Origin of the sequence: Terriglobus roseus (assembly GCF_900105625.1) — a bacterium.
GTDB classification, from domain to species: Bacteria; Acidobacteriota; Terriglobia; order Terriglobales; family Acidobacteriaceae; genus Terriglobus; species Terriglobus roseus_B.
This window is the reverse complement of record NZ_FNSD01000001.1, coordinates 178,186-196,797: the sequence shown is the minus strand read 5'-3', so window position 1 is coordinate 196,797 and position 18,612 is coordinate 178,186. Positions and strand designations below refer to the sequence as shown.

The window sequence follows — 18,612 nt, the reverse complement described above, 5'->3', positions numbered from 1 at the left end:
CGCAACTACATATTCGCCAGGGCTCGTCCCGCATCCTCACTCTGCATCGGTTTCGCGAACATGAATCCCTGAAGTTCGCTGCATCGCCATCGCCTAAGCAGCGAGACCTGATCCTGCGTCTCTACACCTTCCGCAACGGTGAAGAGTCCCAATGACTGGCCCAGTTTAAGGACCGATCGGCAGATAATCGCGGCGGTCTTGTTGGTCGCGATGTCGCGTATGAAGAAGTGGTCGACCTTAATGGTGTCTACCGGGAAACTAGAAAGGTAATGAAGACCAGAGCAGCCTGCGCCGAAATCATCGATGGCAATGCGAACGCCGAGCTGCTTCAAGGCGCGCAGCGTGGAATCCGCGAGATCTGCGTTGTCGATCAGAATTGATTCCGTCAGTTCCAGTTCCAACGACGAGGCGGGCAGACCTGTCGCGCGAAGAGCCTCTTCGACGAAGGCAGGGAAGTCCGGGTCTCGGATCTGCGCGGGTGAGACGTTGACCGACATGACTACCGGTTCCAGCCCTGCCATACGCCAAGCGGCGTTCTGTTCCAGCGCATGTTGCAACGCCCAGGATCCGATCTCATGGATCAGGCCCGTGTCCTCAGCAATCCGAATAAACTGCGCCGGCAGAAGAAACCCACGTTGCGGGTGCTGCCAACGGATGAGGGCCTCGAAGCCCAGGATTCGCTTCGTCTGTGTATCGACTCTCGGCTGGTAATAGAGCTCGAACTCTCCATTGGCAAGCGCTTTACGGAAGCCCACAGCCACGTCGAGCGGCTCGTTGTCATTGAAACGCAGTTCCGGACTATAGAGGCGGAAGGAGTTCTTCCCGCAGCGTTTGATCCAGTACATGGAGAGATCCGCCATCTGCAACAGCGGCTCCACGTCCCTGGCGTCCTGGGGGTAGGTAGCGACTCCAGCACTCCCGGTGACGATCAACTCCTGGTTGCCGCAGCGGATCGGCTTTCGTATCTCCTGCAGCAGCCGCTCTAACTGCTTATGCAGGCGGGCCGAATCCGACCAGTTCACCAGGATCAGCGCAAATTCATCGCCACCAAGTCTTCCCACAGTGTCTCCAGGTTCCGCGACGGAATTGAGACGCTTGGCAATCTGGATCAAAAGCCGGTCAGCCTCGATATGTCCGAGCCGGTCGTTCATGTGTTTGAAGTTGTCGAGATCAAAGATGACGACGGCAACCTGTGTGCCCCGGATCTCCGCTGTTTCGAGTGCTTCCTTCAAGCGGTCGGTGAGGAGGTATCGATTCGCAAGACCTGTCAGCGAATCATATTCCGCTTGTCTGGCGAGTCTTGCCTTTGTCTCGAGGTATTCCGTGACGTCATTCTGGATGCCGACGATATGACTCACGTTCCCATGCTGGTCAAAGACAGGGGACAGGTGGACTTCATTGAAGAACCGTCGCCCACTTTTCTTATAGTTGCGCAGGACTACCTTTGCCGGTCTGTGCTGAGCAATTGCCAGCTGCAGTTCGCCACGGCCGCTCTGCATGAGTTCGGACCCTTGGAGAAAACGGCAGTCGGACCCTATCACCTCCTGCAGAGAGTATCCGGTCAGGTCCTCAAAGGCTGGATTGACATAGATGATCGGGCACTCGTGAACGCTTTTGTACTCAGCGATCGAGATGCCCATGGGGGCCGACGAGATCGCCTGTTCCAGTAGCCTGAGCCGTTCCTCCTCCGCTCGGCGCTTCGTGATATCCCGGAAGAAAACGCTGATTCCCCGATGAGTGGGGTAACTATGGACTTCGAACCATGCGTTAAGTGGCTCCGGATAGTGGGCACTAAATTGGGAGGGAACCCGCTCTTCCATCGTGCGGTGATACTCGTCCCAGAACAGGAGATTGTGCGCAGCCGGAAACTCGTCCCACACCACTCGGCCAATCAAATTTGCCCCGGTGCTGACCAGGTCGCGTGCATGGGCGTTCATGTAGATAAAGCGCCACTCGTAATCCAGCATGAACACACCGTCTGAGGTGTGCTCCAGGATTTCCGCGACAAGGCTCCCTTGCTCCACGGTGAAATCGATCGTGCCTGGTTCAAGCGGATTGTCTAAGAGCAGTTTTTCGGGAGACTGATTCGACTGATGCTTTCCTGCGTTCATGGAATCACCGTGCGCCTGGGAGAGCGCCCTGGGGTCTGTGGATGAGGGAGTTTCCAAGTCTTGCCAAGGTGCTGCCCCAGAAGGCTCTTGATGTCGATCTGGGGATGCTTCAGCGTGCTCGACGTGCCCTCAATGCCATAACTTCGCCGACCGCCGTGATGTCTGGCCTTCCGGTCAAAGGACATTGATCTCGAGGACTCAAGAATTGTTAAAGGGGCCAGCGTTCAGTCGCGCGGCGGCGGCGCGAGGTAGCTTGGTGCTTTGCTGCCTGATGGCGGAACGGAAGAGTGGTTGCTGTCGCATGGAAGCCTCCGGTTGTGCATTGGGAACGCTGCGCTAACATCTGCATTCTGCGGGGAGCGCCCTGGCACGCATCTTGATGACGCCGGTCATCAACTGCACATGCACCACGGGAAGTGTCGTCTACAGAACATTCGATGCGTTGATTGCCGTTCCTAAGCAGGCTGTGCCAAACGCAGAACGCAATTTTGATTCAGTCGAAAATATACGAGCGATGTGTTTATGAAGTAGTGCGCAGCTGGCGCTGTCCGGCGAACGCCTCTCCGCCTCCAAAAGACGACTTATGAAGTAAATGAACGTCCTGCAAACGTCGAGTCACGCCACTCCCGGACATCTGGACACCTCGCCGACCCGACATGGCATCTAGGCCACTGAACGTGGTTCGAAACGTTCCGCGCGCGACTGTGTACACCGGGCTCCCCCGCTACAGTCGATCCCCCGCGTCATCCGCCAAAGCCCCGCCCGATCCAGATATTTCTGGAGGCGAGGGAAGGCCGCGTTTTCATCTTGGAGGCACCATGAAGTCCAAATCCCCCCGTAATATGCGTCACCGTTTTCCTGCAGGCGCCAAGTTTCTACTCCCTCTTGCACTTGCGTGCACGGGCACCGCTTCCGCGCAGTTCCGCGCTTCGATTTCCGGAACCGTGAGCGACGCTTCCGGCGCTGTCGTGCCCGGAGCGACAGTCACCCTGACGGATCTCCAGACGAATCGGGTCCTCACCACGACTTCGAATGACAGCGGTTCCTACAGCTTTAATGGCCTGGCGCCAGATCATTACAAGATTTCTGTGGTGCTTGCCGGCTTCACGTCAAAGGAGCTTAGCAATCTCTCCATCACGCCGGATGCGCCGAACAGCGTAAACGTTCAGCTCGCTATTGCTTCGCAAAACACAACGGTCGATGTGACGTCGAATTCCACGCCGGTCCTGGATACCGCAAGTGCCACCATTGGCGGCACCGTGACGGAAAACCAGATTCAGCATCTGCCGACAGCGGGTCGCGACGTCTTCCAGTTGACTCAACTCGCGCCCGGCGTGTTCGGCGACGGTTCGCAGGCGGCAAGCGGCACCAGCAATGCCAATCTGCCGGGAACAGCGGGGCCTGGAGCAGCAAGCCGCTCCAACGGCATCTTCCAGACGGAGAATGCTCCCCAGGCAAATGCCAACGGCGGACAAAACGGCAACAATAGTATCTCGATTGATGGTGTCAGCACCGTCTCTGCGGTGTGGGGAGGCGCGTCCATCATCACGCCGTCTGAGGATTCGGTTGGCTCCGTCCGCGTGGTCTCGAATGGCTACGATGCAGAGAACGGTCGCTTCAGCGGCGCACAGATCCAGGTGAACTCAAAGACCGGCACCAACCAGTTTCATGGCAGCCTGTTCCTGCGCGCCAACCGCCCGGGCCTGAATGCGTACCAGCGCTACAACGGCACGGGCACATTCAATCCCGGTACACCGGCACAGCGCGGCCTGCTACGCGACGCAACGCGTTCCAACCAGTTCGGTGGCAGCATCGGCGGGCCCATTCTTCGCGATCGCCTGTTCTTCTTCTTCAATTATGAGACACAGCGCGACAGCACCTCGGTCCCTGCGACGGGATGGTTTGAGACGCCGCAGTTTGCGGCGCTGGCTGCCAGCGGCAGCATCGCATCCACCTATCTCAACTTTGCCGGCAACGCTCCGGTAAATGCGACACAGATCAACCAGAGCTGCGCCACGGCTGGTTTCCAGGAAGGCGTCAACTGCCGCACGGTAGGTGGCGCCTTGAACCTGGGATCGCCCATTGCGGGCGCTCGCGGCACGCAGGACACCACGTGGACAAGCACCAGCAACCCGGGCGTCGGCGGCGGACTGACCAATACTCCCACGATCGCTCAGTACTCGTTTACCAACCCCACCGTACAAATTGGCCAGCAGTACAACGGCCGCCTGGACGGCGATGTGACGAAGAAGGATCACCTTGCATTCGCCATCTATTGGGTACCGCTCAGCCGCACGAACCAGGGCGGCCCCGGACGCGTCTATGACCTCTTTCATCACAATCAGATCAATGACGCGTACACCGTCATCTGGAATCACGTGTTTTCGCCGAACCTGTTGAATGAGGCGCGTGGCAACGATGCAGGCTATCGCTGGAACGAGGTCAGCAGCAATCCGCAGGCACCGTTCGGCCTGCCCACTTCAACGGTAGATACGCTCGGATCGAATAACATTTCGGTCGGTTATTACGGCGCGCCCGGGCCAAGCGTGTTGAACCAGCACACCTATAACTACAAAGACGTGGCCACTTGGACGACTGGCAATCACATCGTGAAATTCGGTGGTGAAGCGACACGCCTGTATTACCTGAATAACCCCACGTACACGGCCCGTCCCGCCTATAACTTCTACAACATGTGGACGTTCCTGAATGACGCGCCGCATGCAGAATCTGGCTCCTTCCTTTCGGCAACCGGTACGCCAGGCACCAACCGTCAGGATGAGCGGACGACCATCTGGGGCTTCTTCGCGCAGGATGACTGGAAGGTCACGCCGAATCTGACGCTGAACATGGGGCTGCGTTGGAGCTACTTCGGGCCTCTGAATTCCAAGCAGAACAACATCGGTGTTGTGCAGTTCGGACAGGGATCTGCCATGTACACCGGTATGACCGTTCGTACGGGTGGACCACTCAGCCAAGCGCAGAAGACCAACTTCGGACCGCAGTTTGGCTTTGCATGGAACCCGGACGCACTTCGCCACCACATGGTGCTGCGCGGTGGCTACGGCTTGAACTTCAACCAGAACGAGATTGCGATTCAGGGAAATTCCGGCAACAATCCTCCGTACATCCTGAATGCCAGCTACAACAACAGCAGGATTGTAAACGGCGTTGCAACGACCGATCCCAATATCGTCTACGCCGTCGCCGGCGATCCCAGTTCGCTCTTCGGGTATCCGTCCAATCCGCATGCAGTCGGTGGCTACAACGCCGCCAATCTACCGACCGCCGGTGGAGCAAGCATCGTTGCCTATCCCGGGACGGTGCCGACGATCTACACGCAACACTTCTCGCTGGACAGCCAGTTCGAGCTTCCCATGGGCATTGTTGCAACGGTTGGCTACCAGGGTAGCCTGACCCGTCACCTGATCCTGCAGAGCCAGGCGTATGTTCGCACCTACACGCAGGGTTATGCCGTGAATCCACTCGTCTCCAACCTTGCTTACTTCACAAACACCGGCACTGCGAATAACAACCAGTTGCTGGCATCGGTCCGGAAGCAGATGTCGCATGGCTTCTCAATAGACGCCAGCTTTCAGTGGGCCAAGACCATGGATCAGGGTTCGTCGCCGTACTACATCGATTCGTACTCGTTCAATCCAATGCTGGCGTATGGCCGTTCCGACTACAACTTCGGAAAGGCTGCCAAGGTCTTCGGCATGTGGCAGCCGAACTTCTTCAAGGGGCATGGATTTGCTCACACCCTCGGCGATGGCTGGACCGTCACGGGCATCTATAACATCCATACCGGCTTCCCATTCACTCCGACGTATAACGTTCCGGGTGGAAACCTGTACTACGGCACCAGCGGGTACACCACACTGCGACCCACCTTCTACACCGGTACCGGTGGTAAGGACCACAGTGTGAACGCGATGAAGCAGACGGGCACTACGAATGTGAACTTCCCGCGTGCCGGGGCAGGTCAGCCTTATTTCGGTGTTCCTACAACTGGCATTCCCTCGACCGGTTCGGCGTATGGCTTGCCGTCGCTGCCGGGAGTTGCGCGCAACTCGCTCGATGGTCCGCGCTACCAGGATCTCGACGCGAGCATCTCCAAGAACTTTGCTCTGCCGGGATCACGTTTCTTCGGCGAGAGCACTGGTCTTGAATTCCGCATGGATGCGTTCAATGTGCTCAACATCACGAACCTCAGCCCGGGTTCCGTGGTCACGGACATCACCTCCGCAAACTTCGGCACCTATAACCAGGGACTCGCCGGACGTATCGTAAACCTACAGGCGCGCTTTAGCTTCTAACGTAAGCGCGGGTTTGAAGAAGATTGAGGCGCGCCGGAATGGCGCGCCTCTTCTGCTATCGGATCCTTTTCTTCAGTCATCCAACAGGGAGGAGATCATGTTGAACTTCGCACGACTTGTACCACTGCTGCTTTCTCTGCAATTTGCTTCGAGTGCGATCGCCCAGGCTCCTGAGGCCATCCACGTGGACGCGCAGGCCCAGACCACACCCTTTCCGCATTTCTGGGAGCAGACCTTTGGCTCCGGACGCGCGATCCTGTCCCTGCGTGAGAGCTACCGCAATGATCTGCGCACCGTGAAGCAGGCCACGGGCTTTCAGCAGATTCGCTTCCACGGGATCCTGATGGATGAGGTGGGTCTGTACGATCCGAACCGCGTCACAAAGAATCCCGGGCTTGCCGCGGAGGCCGCACACGATACGTCGGCCTATAACTTCACTTACATCAATGAGATCTATGATGGGCTACTGGCCAATGGCGTGCACCCGTACGTGGAACTGAGCTTTACGCCGAAGCAGATGGCGTCTGATCCTAATGCGCTTCATCCTTTCTGGTATCACCCGAATGTCTCTCAGCCCAAAAACTATGACGAGTGGGACAGGATGATCCGTGCCTTCGCCGAGCATGTCATCGCTCGCTACGGCATCGCCGAAGTCGCGACGTGGAAGTTCGAAGTGTGGAATGAACCCAACCTGGATTTCTGGGCAGGGAATCCAAAGCAGCAGACCTACTGGGAGTTGTACGATCACACGGCGCGCGCACTGAAGGCCGTCTCGCCCAAGCTGCAGGTGGGTGGACCATCGACCGCACAGGCTGCGTGGGTCGATGCCTTCCTCGCCCACGCGAAAAGCGCGAACGTCCCGGTCGATTTCGTCTCAACCCACGTGTATGCGAACGATCAGGCGAAGGACGTCTTCGGCACGAATGAAAACATCCCGCGCGATGTGATGGTGTATCGCTCAGTAAAGAAGGTGCGTGATCAGATCACGGCTTCTGCATTTCCGAATCTCCCTTTGTACTTCTCGGAATACAACGCCAGTTATGCCAATGAGCCGAATGTCACGGACACCAGTTATATGGGCCCGTGGGTGGCAAACACCATCCGCCTGTGCGACGGTCTTGTGCAGGACATGGCGTACTGGGCATTCTCCGATGTCTTTGAAGAGCAGGGTGTGAATCGAACGCCGTTCTATGGCGGCTTCGGCCTCGTTGCAGCGGATGGGATTCCAAAAGCATCGCTCAATGCCTTTCGCATGCTGCACACATTGGGAGACCGTCGCATCGCGGTTGCATCGGATTCGGCGCTGGCAACGCAATCGAACGATGCGGTCACCATCGCACTGTGGAACTACGCACCGCCCGCAGGCACGGGCGCGACATACACCGCGCCCCCGGCGTCACTTGGACCAGACAAGCACTTCAAGTTGCAGCTGGATCACGTTGCAAAGAATGCGAAAGTGGAAGTGCTGCGTGTGGATTCGAAACATGGAGATGCGAACACAGCCTTCGACGCGATGAAGCGGCCTCCTGCCGACTTGACGCGCGATCAGGTCGCACAGCTCCGCGCCGCAGGTGCGATGTCGCCGGCGGAACATACGCACCTGTCTCAAGGTGCAATCGAGATCGTGGTTCCTGCTCAGGGTCTGGTTGTATTAAGAATCACGAGGTAAACATGCAGCACTTGATGAGTCGGCGGCAGGCGCTTTCCTTGCTCGCAGGAAGCGCCGCGACCGCCCTTCTGCCGTCCATAGGAATTGCCGAGGTCCAGGAATCAACACTGCCTGGGAAGAGCAGGCTATCCAAAGCGGATGACGACCTCCTGGATGACATGGAGCGTCGCGCCTGCCTGTATTTCGTAGAGCAGAGTGGTGCTGCTACAGGACAGGTTCTGGATCGCGCGGCCTTCTATGGCAACAACGGGAAGCGCGATCCACGCACCAGCGCCAGCATCGCCGCAACAGGCTTTGGTTTGACGGCGCTTTGCATCGGTGACACGCGGGGCTATCTGCCGCGCGCACAGGCACGCGCTCAGGTTCTGCGGACCTTGCGATTTCATGCAACGTCACTGCCGCATGAGCACGGATTCTTCTACCACTTCAACCACATTGAGACCGGCAAGCCCGAGTCCTGGAGCGAAGTCTCCTCCATCGATACTGCGCTGCTGCTATGCGGTGTGCTGACCGCGCGTGTTCACTTCTCTAAGGACAAAGAGATTGTGGATCTGGCAACCACCATCTACAACCGCGTGGACTGGCCCTGGCTGCTGCGTGAAGGAAACGTCTTCTCGATGGGCTGGAGACCGAAGACGGGCTTCATCCCCAGCAACTGGGGACACTACTGCGAGATGATGATGATCCCTTTGCTGGCCATCGCATCGCCCACGCACCCGGTGGATCCGGCCGTGTGGTCGGCCTTCTCGCGGCCGCGCATGCAGTACAAAAAGTTCATCTACCTCAGCGGATCGGATCCGCTGTTCGTTCATCAATACAGCCACGCATACTTTGATTTCCGCTATAAGCGCGACGAGTTCGCGAACTATTTCGAGAATTCCGTCATCGCCACGCGGGCGCACGAGCAGTTCTGTCTCGACTTGGGAAAGCCCTACTCGAAGGACTACTGGGGCATCAGTGCTTCCGACTCCAGGACCGGTTATCAGGCATGGGGAGGACCGCCAAAGATCGGCAGGCTGGACGGCAGCGTTGTGCCGAATGCTGCGGCAGGCTCTCTGCCGTTCCGGCCGAACGAGTGCCTGCGCGTCCTCCGCTACCTGGCGCGCCGCGGCGACAAAGTCTGGGGACGCTATGGCTTCACGGACGCCTTGAATCCCGAGCTGGACTGGTATAACGCAGACGTTCTCGGCATCGACCTCGGCATCGGAATGCTGATGGCAGAAAACCTCCGCAGCGGCTTTGTCTGGGATACCTTCAGCAAGAATCCTGAAGTCTCACTCGCCTTCAGCAAAGCAGGCTTCCGCCCCGACAAGCTGCTTTAGGGATCGCAGTCGTCACGGCGTGCGTCATCGCAAGTTCCAGCTCCCCCCTCGCGAACGCGATAATGGGGTGAGTTGAGACGACCATGATCACACCGCGGCTTCGCGAACAACTTGTGGCACGTGCGCTTTGCGCTGGCTTTGATCTGGCTGGCGTTGCGGCTGTGCCGGAGCGCGACTCTCCTCAGGAGCGTCTGCAGAGCGAGCGCTTTACGGAATGGGCTCGCGCTGGCTTCGCGGGCGACATGGCCTGGATGTTGCGTGCGGACGCGGACGGCGTACCGTTGCGGTCATCGCTGCAGCGGGCCGTTCCGTGGGCGCGCTCCGTGGTGCTGTGTGCCGTGAATTACAACAGCGCGCAGCCGCGTTCTGTGGATGCGGCACCTGCGGGGGCGGGATGGATTGCGCGGTATGCGTGGAGCGGGACGGGGACTGGCGAGGACTCCGTCCCAACGGATTACCACGAGGTGCTGCTGGCGCGGCTGAAGCAGGTTGAGGCAGATCTGCACGCGACGGTTCCTGCAGGTGAAGAAGCGATCCAGACTCGTTGTTATGTCGATACCGGCCCGGTCGTGGAGCGGTGGTTCGCGCAGCTTGCCGGCATCGGATGGATCGGTAAGAACACGTGCGTTCTGAATCAGGGCCAGGGATCGTGGATGCTGCTGGGCGTCCTTCTCACGTCGCTGCCGTTGTCCGACGAAGCGGTGTTGTTGCCCACAGCAGATCGCTGTGGCACGTGCACGCGGTGTATCGATGCGTGTCCGACGGACGCACTGATCGCGCCGCGGAAGATGGATGCTTCGCGCTGCATCGCCTATCTGACGATTGAGAAGAAGGGCAGCATTGATGAGTCGCTTCGTCCGCAGATGGGACGGCAGGTCTTCGGCTGCGATATATGCCAGGACGTTTGCCCGTGGAATCGACGGGCCCCAATCGGCACGGCGCAGGACATGCAGGCACGGACGGCGCTGGTGAACCCTTCGCTTGAGGACTTGGCGGCGATCGACACACCGGAGTTCAAACGCCGGTTCCGCGGATCTCCCCTGGAACGAACTGGTCGTCGCAGGCTGCAACGCAACGTGGCGATCGCCATGGGCAATAGTCACGATGCGTGCCATGTGCCGCGTCTGGAGGCATGGGCTGCGGGTGAGGACGAGATGCTGCGCGAAGCGGCGCTCTGGGCGTTGGAACAAATTGCGGGGAGTGCGACGTCCCTGTAGCAGTCGTCCTCGCAAGTCACTGAAGAAGAGCAGATAACGCCGGATGGCCTCTGCTAGCATCGTTGGAACCGGGCGGATGGAGGCCCGTTGCGAGCCTATGCCATTCATTACGCCGCCCTACGAAGCCGCAGCGCCGAAAGAGCCGGATGAGGTCGTTCCGGTAGAGGCGAAGGCCGCCCCGGGGGAGCGTGAGCTGTGGCCCGAACCGGTTGAAGGCGGCTCCGGCGCGCAGATCATCGCCTTACTGCGGTACCTGACTCAGACCAGCGTCCACACGTATGCCTTCTCGGTTGCGGCAAACGTCATCCTGTCGCTCTTTCCTTTTATCGTGCTGCTGCTGACCATCTCGCGCGTGGTCTTTCATTCGCCAGCCATGGTCACGGTGGTGAGTCAGCTGATGTACAACTACCTGCCCACGGGACAGGACTTCGTCATGCGGAATATGCAGCTGCTGGTCCATCCGCACAAGGGCGTTCAGTTCTTCAGCGTAGGCATGCTGCTGGTCAGCAGCACTGGTGTCTTCCTGCCATTGGAAGTGGCATTGAATAACGTCTGGCGCGTCTCGAAAAACAGGAGCTACCTGCACAATCAGGCAGTGTCGCTCGGGCTGGCATTCTCTGTAGGGCTGTTGGCGATGTTCTCCATCGGTGTGTCTTCTGCGCAGCAGACTGTGCTCGGTTTCCTGTTCATGGGGCATACAGACAACATTGCGTACGCCGTGCTGTCGAAAGGCTTCATCAGTGTGCTCGCGACGCTGAGCTCCGTGATGTTGTTCTTCCTGATCTACTGGATACTGCCGAACCGAAAGATTCCTGCGTTAGCCGTTCTGCCCACCGCTGTCGTGACAGGTCTGCTGTGGGAGGGTGCGAAGCATCTTTACATCCTCACGCTGCCGCACCTCAACTTCCAGGATGTGTATGGGCCTTTTCAGATCTCCGTCGGACTGATGCTGTGGGCGTTTCTCAGCGGCCTGATGCTGCTGGCCGGAGCACATTTTTCCGCGACTCGCCATGCCTTGCGCATGGCCCGTGCGGCGGAGGCAGAGTGACTCGATGCCGCTAGTGCTTCGTCCACGCCAGCAGAATGTCTCTGACCCGCTCTACGCGGCTACGGGTGCACCTTCGCCGGGCCCCTGGACACGCATACCGTTTTGGGTCCGCGTGATCTGGGGTCTTGTCGCGCTGTTCTTTCTGCTTGCTTATCTGCCCGGCATCATCGGAGACGCAGCGTCCTTTCTCCGCTGGGTCATGCTCGCTCTCGCTGTGCTGGCGGGCATCCCGCTGCTGTACCGAGCTGCCCGGCATGGGATGTTGTGGCGACTGCGGAACAAGCTGATTCTGACGTATCTTCTGATCGGCCTTACGCCGGTCGTGCTGTTCTTCACGCTGGTCTTTCTGTCGGCATATGTGGCTGCAGGACAGTTTGCGATCCATCTCGTCGCGTCGCACCTGCAGTTGCAGTTGGACAGCATGGGAACGACCGACGCCGGTATGGCGTTCGGATTGGCACGACGGCTGGAGAACGGCGCCAGTGTCGAAAGCCTGATGCGCGGTCCCGACGGCCCAGGTGCCGCAACTCGCGGAGGCGGTCCTGCGGCGGGTAACCAGCCAGTGGTCGCGAGTACGCCCGCGGCTACGGCTACGTCTGGTCCGGTGACTGCGAGCAATCTGCCGAATAACGGTGGCCCTGGCACAAATGGTCCGGCGAACGGCGTGGGACGTGGTCCTGCAAATCGGCAGCGTGCGGTTTATATCGACGAAAAGCCCATCGATACCCCTGGCTTTGCAGGAAATGCGCGCAGCCCCTTGCGTCTGGCCGACTGGGTAGGCAAGCGCCGCTTCGGCCAGTTGAAGGTTTTCGTTGCGGATGGCGGCGTGCTTTACATGGCGGTCGTGGATCGTGTGCCCGCCGGCAACAACCATACCGTGACGGTCATCGGCAGCGTGCCGGTCTCAGAGCAGCTCTTGAATGGAGTGGCCGAGGGTCTTGGCCAGGTGACGCTCGTACCTGGCCTTGTTCTGCAGCAGACGCACCGCACCAACCTGACCGCCAGGGAACTGCGCCGGACACGCCTGGTGGGCGGCGCGCGACCTCCTGCTTCCTCGCTCTTCGACTACGGCGTCCGCTTTCCTTCCACCCTCTCCGTCGTCGACTGGGAGACGGGTAATATTCAGTCCGTCCCCTTCAATGTGGAGTCGCGCCCGTCGATTCTGTTCGAACAGCTCTTCGGAGCCGGCCTGACAGGTCGTATCACCGACACGGTGCGGGTGGCCTTTCTCCTCATCTGCCTTGTCTTCGCGATTTTTGAGATCTTTGCCTTCTACGTCGCGATACGGCTGACGAAGACGATGACGGGGTCCGTCGAAGATCTGTACGCGGCGACGCTCTCCATCGATAGTGGCAACCTGTCGCATCGCATCCAGGTGCAACGCGACGATCAGCTCGCGGATCTGTGCCGGTCGTTCAATCGCATGTCGTGGTCGCTCGGCAAGCTGATTGAAGAGCAGAAGGAGAAGGAGCGGATGCAGAGCGAACTGAGCATCGCGCAGGAGGTCCAGGCGAACCTCTTCCCGCGGGCTTCGGTGCGCGTTCCATCGCTGCAGCTGCATGGCATCTGCCGTCCCGCGCGGACCGTCTCCGGCGACTATTACGACTTCCTCGTCTTCCACGATGACCATGACAACGCCCGAAGGATTACCGGCCTTGGCCTCGCGCTGGGTGACATCAGCGGCAAGGGCATCTCGGCCGCGCTGCTGATGGCGACGCTTCACTCTGCCGTTCGTGCCTATCGCCTGGCCAGCGAAGAACTCTTTGGCGACAGTGCCCGCGCTCTGACGCACCAGGAATCACTGGAGTGCGGTGAGTTGTTCGAGTCGCCAGCCCGCATTCTTTCCTTGCTGAACAAACACCTCTACCGCTCCACGCAGCCGGAGAAGTACGCCACACTCTTCCTGGCACACTACGACGACGCCAGCGGTCGCCTGACCTACGCCAACGCCGGGCAGCTACCGCCCTTCGTGATGAAGCGCGATGGACGTATCGTGCGCCTGGACAGAGGCGGTACCGTCGTCGGCCTGATGGATGGTATGCACTACGAGCAGGAGACAGTCGCGCTCGATCCGGGTGACCTGCTCATCGCCTACTCGGACGGCGTCACGGAGCCCGAAAATGACTTTGGCGAGTTCGGCGAAGACCGTCTGCTGGAGGTGGTGCATCAGCACCGCGATCAACCGCTCGAGGTGATCTCGCACGAGGTGATGGCGGCACTGGATGCATGGATCGGTGGCGGCGAACAGCCGGACGACATCACCCTGGTGCTTGCGCGCAAGATGTAGGGCCGTGCCCTAGTTCCCGGAGAGGGAGGGCGCCTGTTGTGTGATCGTGGGATCCGGCAGGCCCTGCATGACGACCGTGCTGGTCTGCGTGCCGAGCGGGATGCCTTCCTTATCGAACCGCTGCAGAACACGCCGCCGCAGTTCGCGAAGGATCCCGTCTTTCTGATTCGCCTTGACGCGGAAGTTAACTGGATAGATGACCTCACGGCCAATGATCTTGTCGACGCCGAGAATGTCTCCGTCAGAGATGGCGACGTTCTTGAAGGCAGCGTCGTTGCGAACCTCCATGGCGACCTCGCGGAGCAACGCAATGACGCGGTCCGGATCGGCGGATGCATCGACGGAGACCGAAAGGGAAGCCACGGAGAACTCGCGTGACAGGTTCGACACCGTCGCGATCTGCGAGTTGGGTATGAAGTACTGCGTGCCGTCGCCATCGCGCAGGGTCGTCGCGCGCAGCGATAGATCTTCCACGGTACCGGTCAGCCCCGCCAGCTTCACCACGTCGCCCACGTTGAACTGATCTTCAATCAGGATGAGGATGCCGTTCAGCATGTCCTTGAAAAGCGACTGCGCACCAAAGGAGATGCCCAGGCCGACGACACCGGCTGATGCCAGCAGGGGCTTCAGATCAATGTTGAAGAGTGGCAGAATCTGCATCAGGGCGATGAAGCCGATGAGGCCGTAGCACGTGGCGCGCAGGATCGCTGCGACCGTCCGAAGTTGCGACGCACGCTGATTGTGGCCGGCATAGGCATCGGCGACCCGCCGCATGCGATTCACGAAGAAAGACACGATCCGCTGCAGTACGAACGACACCAGCAGGATCACCACGATCTTCGGAGCGTCATGCCGGACGAAGTCGACAATGTCCGTGTGCCAGCTATGGCCGAGCTCGCGGAAAGAAGTTTCCGGTTCCGTCACAACGAGTGCGAGTTGGATCAACAAAGACATAAGAGTGACAACCTGTGGCCGATAAGCCGGGATACTATGTGGCAAAGGCACGCCCCATTCAGCATCGCGCACTGCATCGACTGCTGCAAGCCGGGGCGAAGCCACGTACGTCGGGACGAGGGCAGGGAGGCGTTATGCAGGCACCGATTTCCTTACGCTCTCTGCTGCCTGCCTGGCTTGCCGCGGGTATGGTCATCCTCTCCCCGGTGGCTCTCTTTTCCCAGGCCCCCAGCTATCCCACGATGAATACAACCCAGGGCGTTGGCGCTCGGTCGATTGGCGGAAGTGGTACGGGCATCGGCACTGGAGTTGGCAGCATGCACACGCCCGATCTTGCGGGTGAGCTTGACTCCCCCACGATGATTTATCGGCGCGACGCCGCTCGCAAACTGGAACGAAAGAAGCGTATGGTTGACAGCGCCAACCGGCTGCTGCAGCTGACGCAACAGTTGAAGACGGAACTTGCGACGCGGGAAGCAACTGCCGATGATGCAAAACGCCTCGATGAGATTGCAAAGCTGGCGCGGTTGGTGAAGGACCAGATGCGGGACTGAGTGCCTGCCTGGCGGAACCGCATGTCGGCAAGGGATGCCGGCACGGGCCGTGTGGATGGTGTGGGATGTTGAACCTCGTTCGACTGTTCAGGGTTGTTCTTGCAATGAGCGTTCTGATGGCTTCTGCCCGCGCGCAGCAGCACATCGCATCGGCTGTGCAGGCTGCAGAGCATGCACGGGCAGAGATGGTTGCGGAAGACCGTCAGAAGAAGATGCTGGCCGACGCCGACCAACTGGTTGCCATGGCGCAACAGTTAAAGTCGGCCGTGGACCAGACGAAAAAGGACGAATTGTCCGTCCAGGTGATTAAGCAGGCCGATCAGATCGAGAAACTCGCGAAGTCCGTGAAAGATCGCATGCGACAGTAGCGCCACATCAATGGATCTGATCGATCGATCGGTCCGACGGCTCGTACGCCAGAGCTGCGGCGGCATTCACGACGCCGTAGGCCCGCTGTGCTCTCGGCATCACCCGGGCTACTGCCGTTACGATAGATCGCCAGTAGCCGATGAACACCAAGCACGCTGGCAGCCTTCGCCGGGACCATCTGGGCGCGAATGCTGCGCGGGACCGCGAGCGCTAGCGAAAGCCAGAGGGGGAAGCCATCGCGGTCTGAAGATCGAGGGCTTGAAGAGAGCCTCCCTGGCAGATCGGTTCCGGGCGCGGCGGTGCTGAGTGACACCTTCGCATCCCGCCGCCAATCCGCGACGTTTGCCTTATCTGCGTTCCCGATGCAAGCTTTAAGCCCCGGACTCCGGCGGGGCGCCGGATGCGCTGCAGGCGCTACCGCTTTACAATCAGCAGGGAAGGCCGTGGCGTCGTGACGGTGGACCGGATCTTCGGGACAAGGGCAACAGCATGGCGGCACGCACCACGACAGCAGGGACGACGAAGGCAGAGAGTGCGCTTGGTTCCCTAACGGGCGAAGAGTTAATCCGCTTTTACCGGCTGATGTACCTGTCGCGGAAGACGGACGACCGCGAAATCCTGCTGAAGCGTCAACAGAAGATCTTCTTCCAGATTTCCTGCGCCGGACACGAGGCACTGCTGGTTGCCGCGGGCCTTGCACTCAAGCCCGGCTATGACTGGTTCTTCCCGTACTATCGTGACCGCGCGCTTTGCCTAGCTTTGGGACAGACCGTGACCGACCAGTTGCTGCAGGCGGTGGGTGCGGACGACCCCGGCAGCGGTGGCCGGCAGATGCCGTCCCACTGGACCAGCAAGCCCATCCACCTCGTCTCTCCCTCCTCGGCTACCGGAACGCAGTGCCTGCACGCGGTTGGCTGCGCCGAGGCAGGCATCTACTTTACGGATCATCCTGAGTCCGCCGAAGGCGACTACGGCGCAGGAGATTATCGCCGCTTCAAAGACGTCAGCTTCGAGTCGGACGAGGTCGCCTACACCTCCATTGGCGAGGGTTCCACTTCGCAGGGCGAGTTCTGGGAGGCGCTGAATACAGCCTCGAACAAGCGCCTGCCGGTGATCTTTGTCGTGGAAGACAATGGCTATGCCATCTCCACGCCGGTAGAGGCGAACACCCCGGGCGGCAACATCTCGCGCCTGGTGGCCAACTTCCCGCACTTCCACTTTGCCGAAGTGGATGGCACTGATCCTGTCGCCAGCTATGAGGCGATGAAGGAGGCGGTCGCCTATTGCCGCGCCCGCAAGGGGCCCGCACTGGTGCATGGCCATGTCATCCGGCCCTACTCCCACGCGCTAAGTGACGATGAGCGCTGGTACCGTCATCCCTCTGAGCTTGAGGCAGATGCTCTTCGCGATCCGCTTGGCCGTACCGAGGCTCTGCTGCTGCGCGAGGGCGTCCTGACCGAGGAAGCGCTTGACCTGCTGAAGAAGGAAGTCGATGACGAGGTGCGAGCCGCTGCAGATGTCGCCCTGGGCGCACCTCTGCCGCTGGTCGAGAACATCACGAAGCACGTCTATTCCGAGGATCTGAAGCCGACCGATCCTGTCTTTGCGACGGAAGTAAAGCTGGAAGATGCCGTTGATCACACCATCGCGGACCTGATCAATCACACGCTGCGGGACGAGATGCGGCGCGATCCGCGCATCGTCATCTTCGGCGAGGACGTTGCGGATGCCACGCGGGATGAGCACCTGAAGACCGGCACGCTGAAGGGTAAAGGCGGTGTCTTCAAGATCACCGCCGGTCTACAGACCGAGTTTGGATCGGACCGTGTCTTCAACTCGCCACTTGCCGAGGCAAACATTGTTGGCCGCGCCATCGGCATGGCCTCGCGTGGTCTGAAGCCCGTTGTAGAAATTCAATTCTTTGATTACATCTGGCCTGCTATGCATCAGATGCGGAACGAGTTATCGGTATTCCGCTGGAGGTCGAACGGTAACCACTCATCGCCGCTGGTGATCCGTGTTCCGATCGGTGGCTACCTGACAGGGGGATCGCTCTATCATTCGCAGTCGGGCGAAAGCATCTTCACGCACACCCCCGGTGTTCGCGTCGTGATGCCGTCGAACGCCCTCGATGCAGCAGGTTTGCTGCGCACTGCGATACGCTGCGATGATCCCGTACTCTTCCTGGAGCACAAGCGCCTCTACCGGGAAGCCTACGGCCGCGCGCCCTATCCGGGACCGGAATACGCTATACCGTTCGGCAAAGCGAAGACAGTGAAGGCTGGCACCGATCTTACGGTTGTCACCTACGGCGCGGTGGTTCCGCGGGCCCTGCAGGCGGCACAGAAGATCGAACGGGAGCAGGACATCAGCGTGGAAGTGATCGACCTCCGCTCGCTTTCGCCGTACGATTTTGAGGCGATCGCCGAGAGCGTCCGCAAGACAAACCGCGTCATCATCGCGCACGAGGACATGCGGAGCTGGGGCTTCGGCGCGGAGCTGGCAGCGCGCGTCGCCGACGAGCTCTTCCACGATCTGGATGCGCCTGTCCGCCGCGTTGCCGGCATGGACACCTTTGTGGCCTACCAGCCGATTCTGGAGGACGCGATCCTGCCCCAGACAGAGCACCTGTATAAAGCCATGGCGGAACTGGCAGCGTTCTAGCCCGCCCGCGGGCGTAAGATGACCTCGGAAACTAGTAGTAGCCGCAACAATGCTGCGGCTACTGGGTTTTCTCTGGAGTCCGGCGGCTTTGGTCGCCT

The 18,612-nt window shown here is 59.8% G+C and carries 11 protein-coding genes; 9 read left to right on the top strand and 2 right to left on the bottom strand.

Annotated elements, in window-relative coordinates; genetic code table 11:
- Nucleotides 1–5 precede the first annotated feature (5 nt).
- Nucleotides 6–2,111, bottom strand: a complete 2,106-nt coding sequence (locus BLW03_RS00820) for a putative bifunctional diguanylate cyclase/phosphodiesterase (RefSeq protein ID WP_074651910.1) — start codon at nucleotides 2,109–2,111, stop codon at nucleotides 6–8.
- Between the two features lie 818 nt (nucleotides 2,112–2,929).
- On the opposite strand from BLW03_RS00820, the gene BLW03_RS00815 reads away from it, so the two are divergent.
- From BLW03_RS00815 to BLW03_RS00790, 6 genes are all read left to right on the top strand, one after another.
- The gene (locus BLW03_RS00815) at nucleotides 2,930–6,430 is read left to right on the top strand and encodes an outer membrane beta-barrel protein (protein WP_074651909.1); all 3,501 of its coding nucleotides are present in this window, start codon (nucleotides 2,930–2,932) and stop codon (nucleotides 6,428–6,430) included.
- A gap of 97 nt (nucleotides 6,431–6,527) precedes the next feature.
- Complete coding sequence (locus tag BLW03_RS00810) at nucleotides 6,528–8,099, top strand: GH39 family glycosyl hydrolase (protein ID WP_074651908.1); 1,572 nt, start codon at nucleotides 6,528–6,530, stop codon at nucleotides 8,097–8,099.
- A 38-nt stretch (nucleotides 8,100–8,137) separates the two neighbouring features.
- Complete coding sequence (locus BLW03_RS00805; RefSeq protein ID WP_244501901.1) at nucleotides 8,138–9,421, top strand: glucoamylase family protein; 1,284 nt, start codon at nucleotides 8,138–8,140, stop codon at nucleotides 9,419–9,421.
- A gap of 83 nt (nucleotides 9,422–9,504) precedes the next feature.
- A complete protein-coding gene (queG, locus tag BLW03_RS00800) occupies nucleotides 9,505–10,638 on the top strand; it encodes a tRNA epoxyqueuosine(34) reductase QueG (RefSeq protein WP_074651907.1) in 1,134 nt (377 codons plus the stop codon).
- A 43-nt stretch (nucleotides 10,639–10,681) separates the two neighbouring features.
- Complete coding sequence (locus BLW03_RS00795) at nucleotides 10,682–11,686, top strand: YihY/virulence factor BrkB family protein (protein WP_244501900.1); 1,005 nt, start codon at nucleotides 10,682–10,684, stop codon at nucleotides 11,684–11,686.
- 4 nt (nucleotides 11,687–11,690) lie between these two features.
- Nucleotides 11,691–13,973: a PP2C family protein-serine/threonine phosphatase gene (locus tag BLW03_RS00790; protein WP_074651905.1), complete on the top strand. Its 2,283-nt coding sequence runs from the start codon at nucleotides 11,691–11,693 to the stop codon at nucleotides 13,971–13,973.
- A gap of 9 nt (nucleotides 13,974–13,982) precedes the next feature.
- Here BLW03_RS00790 and BLW03_RS00785 read toward each other — a convergent pair whose 3' ends face one another.
- A complete protein-coding gene (locus BLW03_RS00785; RefSeq protein WP_074651904.1) occupies nucleotides 13,983–14,927 on the bottom strand; it encodes a mechanosensitive ion channel family protein in 945 nt (314 codons plus the stop codon).
- A gap of 134 nt (nucleotides 14,928–15,061) precedes the next feature.
- Here BLW03_RS00785 and BLW03_RS00780 point away from each other — a divergent pair, with 134 nt between their 5' ends.
- The 3 genes from BLW03_RS00780 to BLW03_RS00770 all read left to right on the top strand — a co-directional run bounded on the left by BLW03_RS00780 (nucleotide 15,062) and on the right by BLW03_RS00770 (nucleotide 18,514).
- Nucleotides 15,062–15,481 (top strand): hypothetical protein, encoded by a 420-nt coding sequence (locus BLW03_RS00780; RefSeq protein ID WP_074651903.1) that lies wholly within the window; start codon nucleotides 15,062–15,064, stop codon nucleotides 15,479–15,481.
- Between the two features lie 116 nt (nucleotides 15,482–15,597).
- The gene (locus BLW03_RS00775; protein WP_244501899.1) at nucleotides 15,598–15,849 is read left to right on the top strand and encodes a hypothetical protein; all 252 of its coding nucleotides are present in this window, start codon (nucleotides 15,598–15,600) and stop codon (nucleotides 15,847–15,849) included.
- A 490-nt stretch (nucleotides 15,850–16,339) separates the two neighbouring features.
- The gene (locus BLW03_RS00770) at nucleotides 16,340–18,514 is read left to right on the top strand and encodes an alpha-ketoacid dehydrogenase subunit alpha/beta (protein WP_074651901.1); all 2,175 of its coding nucleotides are present in this window, start codon (nucleotides 16,340–16,342) and stop codon (nucleotides 18,512–18,514) included.
- Nucleotides 18,515–18,612: the final 98 nt, after the last annotated feature.

Coding starts and splice junctions, on each gene's coding strand:
- BLW03_RS00780 (WP_074651903.1), top strand. CDS start 15,062: ATGCAGGCACCGATTTCCTTACGCTCTCTGCTGCCTGCCTGGCTTGCC.
- BLW03_RS00820 (WP_074651910.1), bottom strand. CDS start 2,111: ATGAACGCAGGAAAGCATCAGTCGAATCAGTCTCCCGAAAAACTGCTC.
- BLW03_RS00790 (WP_074651905.1), top strand. CDS start 11,691: ATGCCGCTAGTGCTTCGTCCACGCCAGCAGAATGTCTCTGACCCGCTC.
- queG (WP_074651907.1), top strand. CDS start 9,505: ATGATCACACCGCGGCTTCGCGAACAACTTGTGGCACGTGCGCTTTGC.
- BLW03_RS00795 (WP_244501900.1), top strand. CDS start 10,682: ATGGCCTCTGCTAGCATCGTTGGAACCGGGCGGATGGAGGCCCGTTGC.
- BLW03_RS00810 (WP_074651908.1), top strand. CDS start 6,528: ATGTTGAACTTCGCACGACTTGTACCACTGCTGCTTTCTCTGCAATTT.
- BLW03_RS00815 (WP_074651909.1), top strand. CDS start 2,930: ATGAAGTCCAAATCCCCCCGTAATATGCGTCACCGTTTTCCTGCAGGC.
- BLW03_RS00770 (WP_074651901.1), top strand. CDS start 16,340: ATGGCGGCACGCACCACGACAGCAGGGACGACGAAGGCAGAGAGTGCG.
- BLW03_RS00775 (WP_244501899.1), top strand. CDS start 15,598: ATGGCTTCTGCCCGCGCGCAGCAGCACATCGCATCGGCTGTGCAGGCT.
- BLW03_RS00785 (WP_074651904.1), bottom strand. CDS start 14,927: ATGTCTTTGTTGATCCAACTCGCACTCGTTGTGACGGAACCGGAAACT.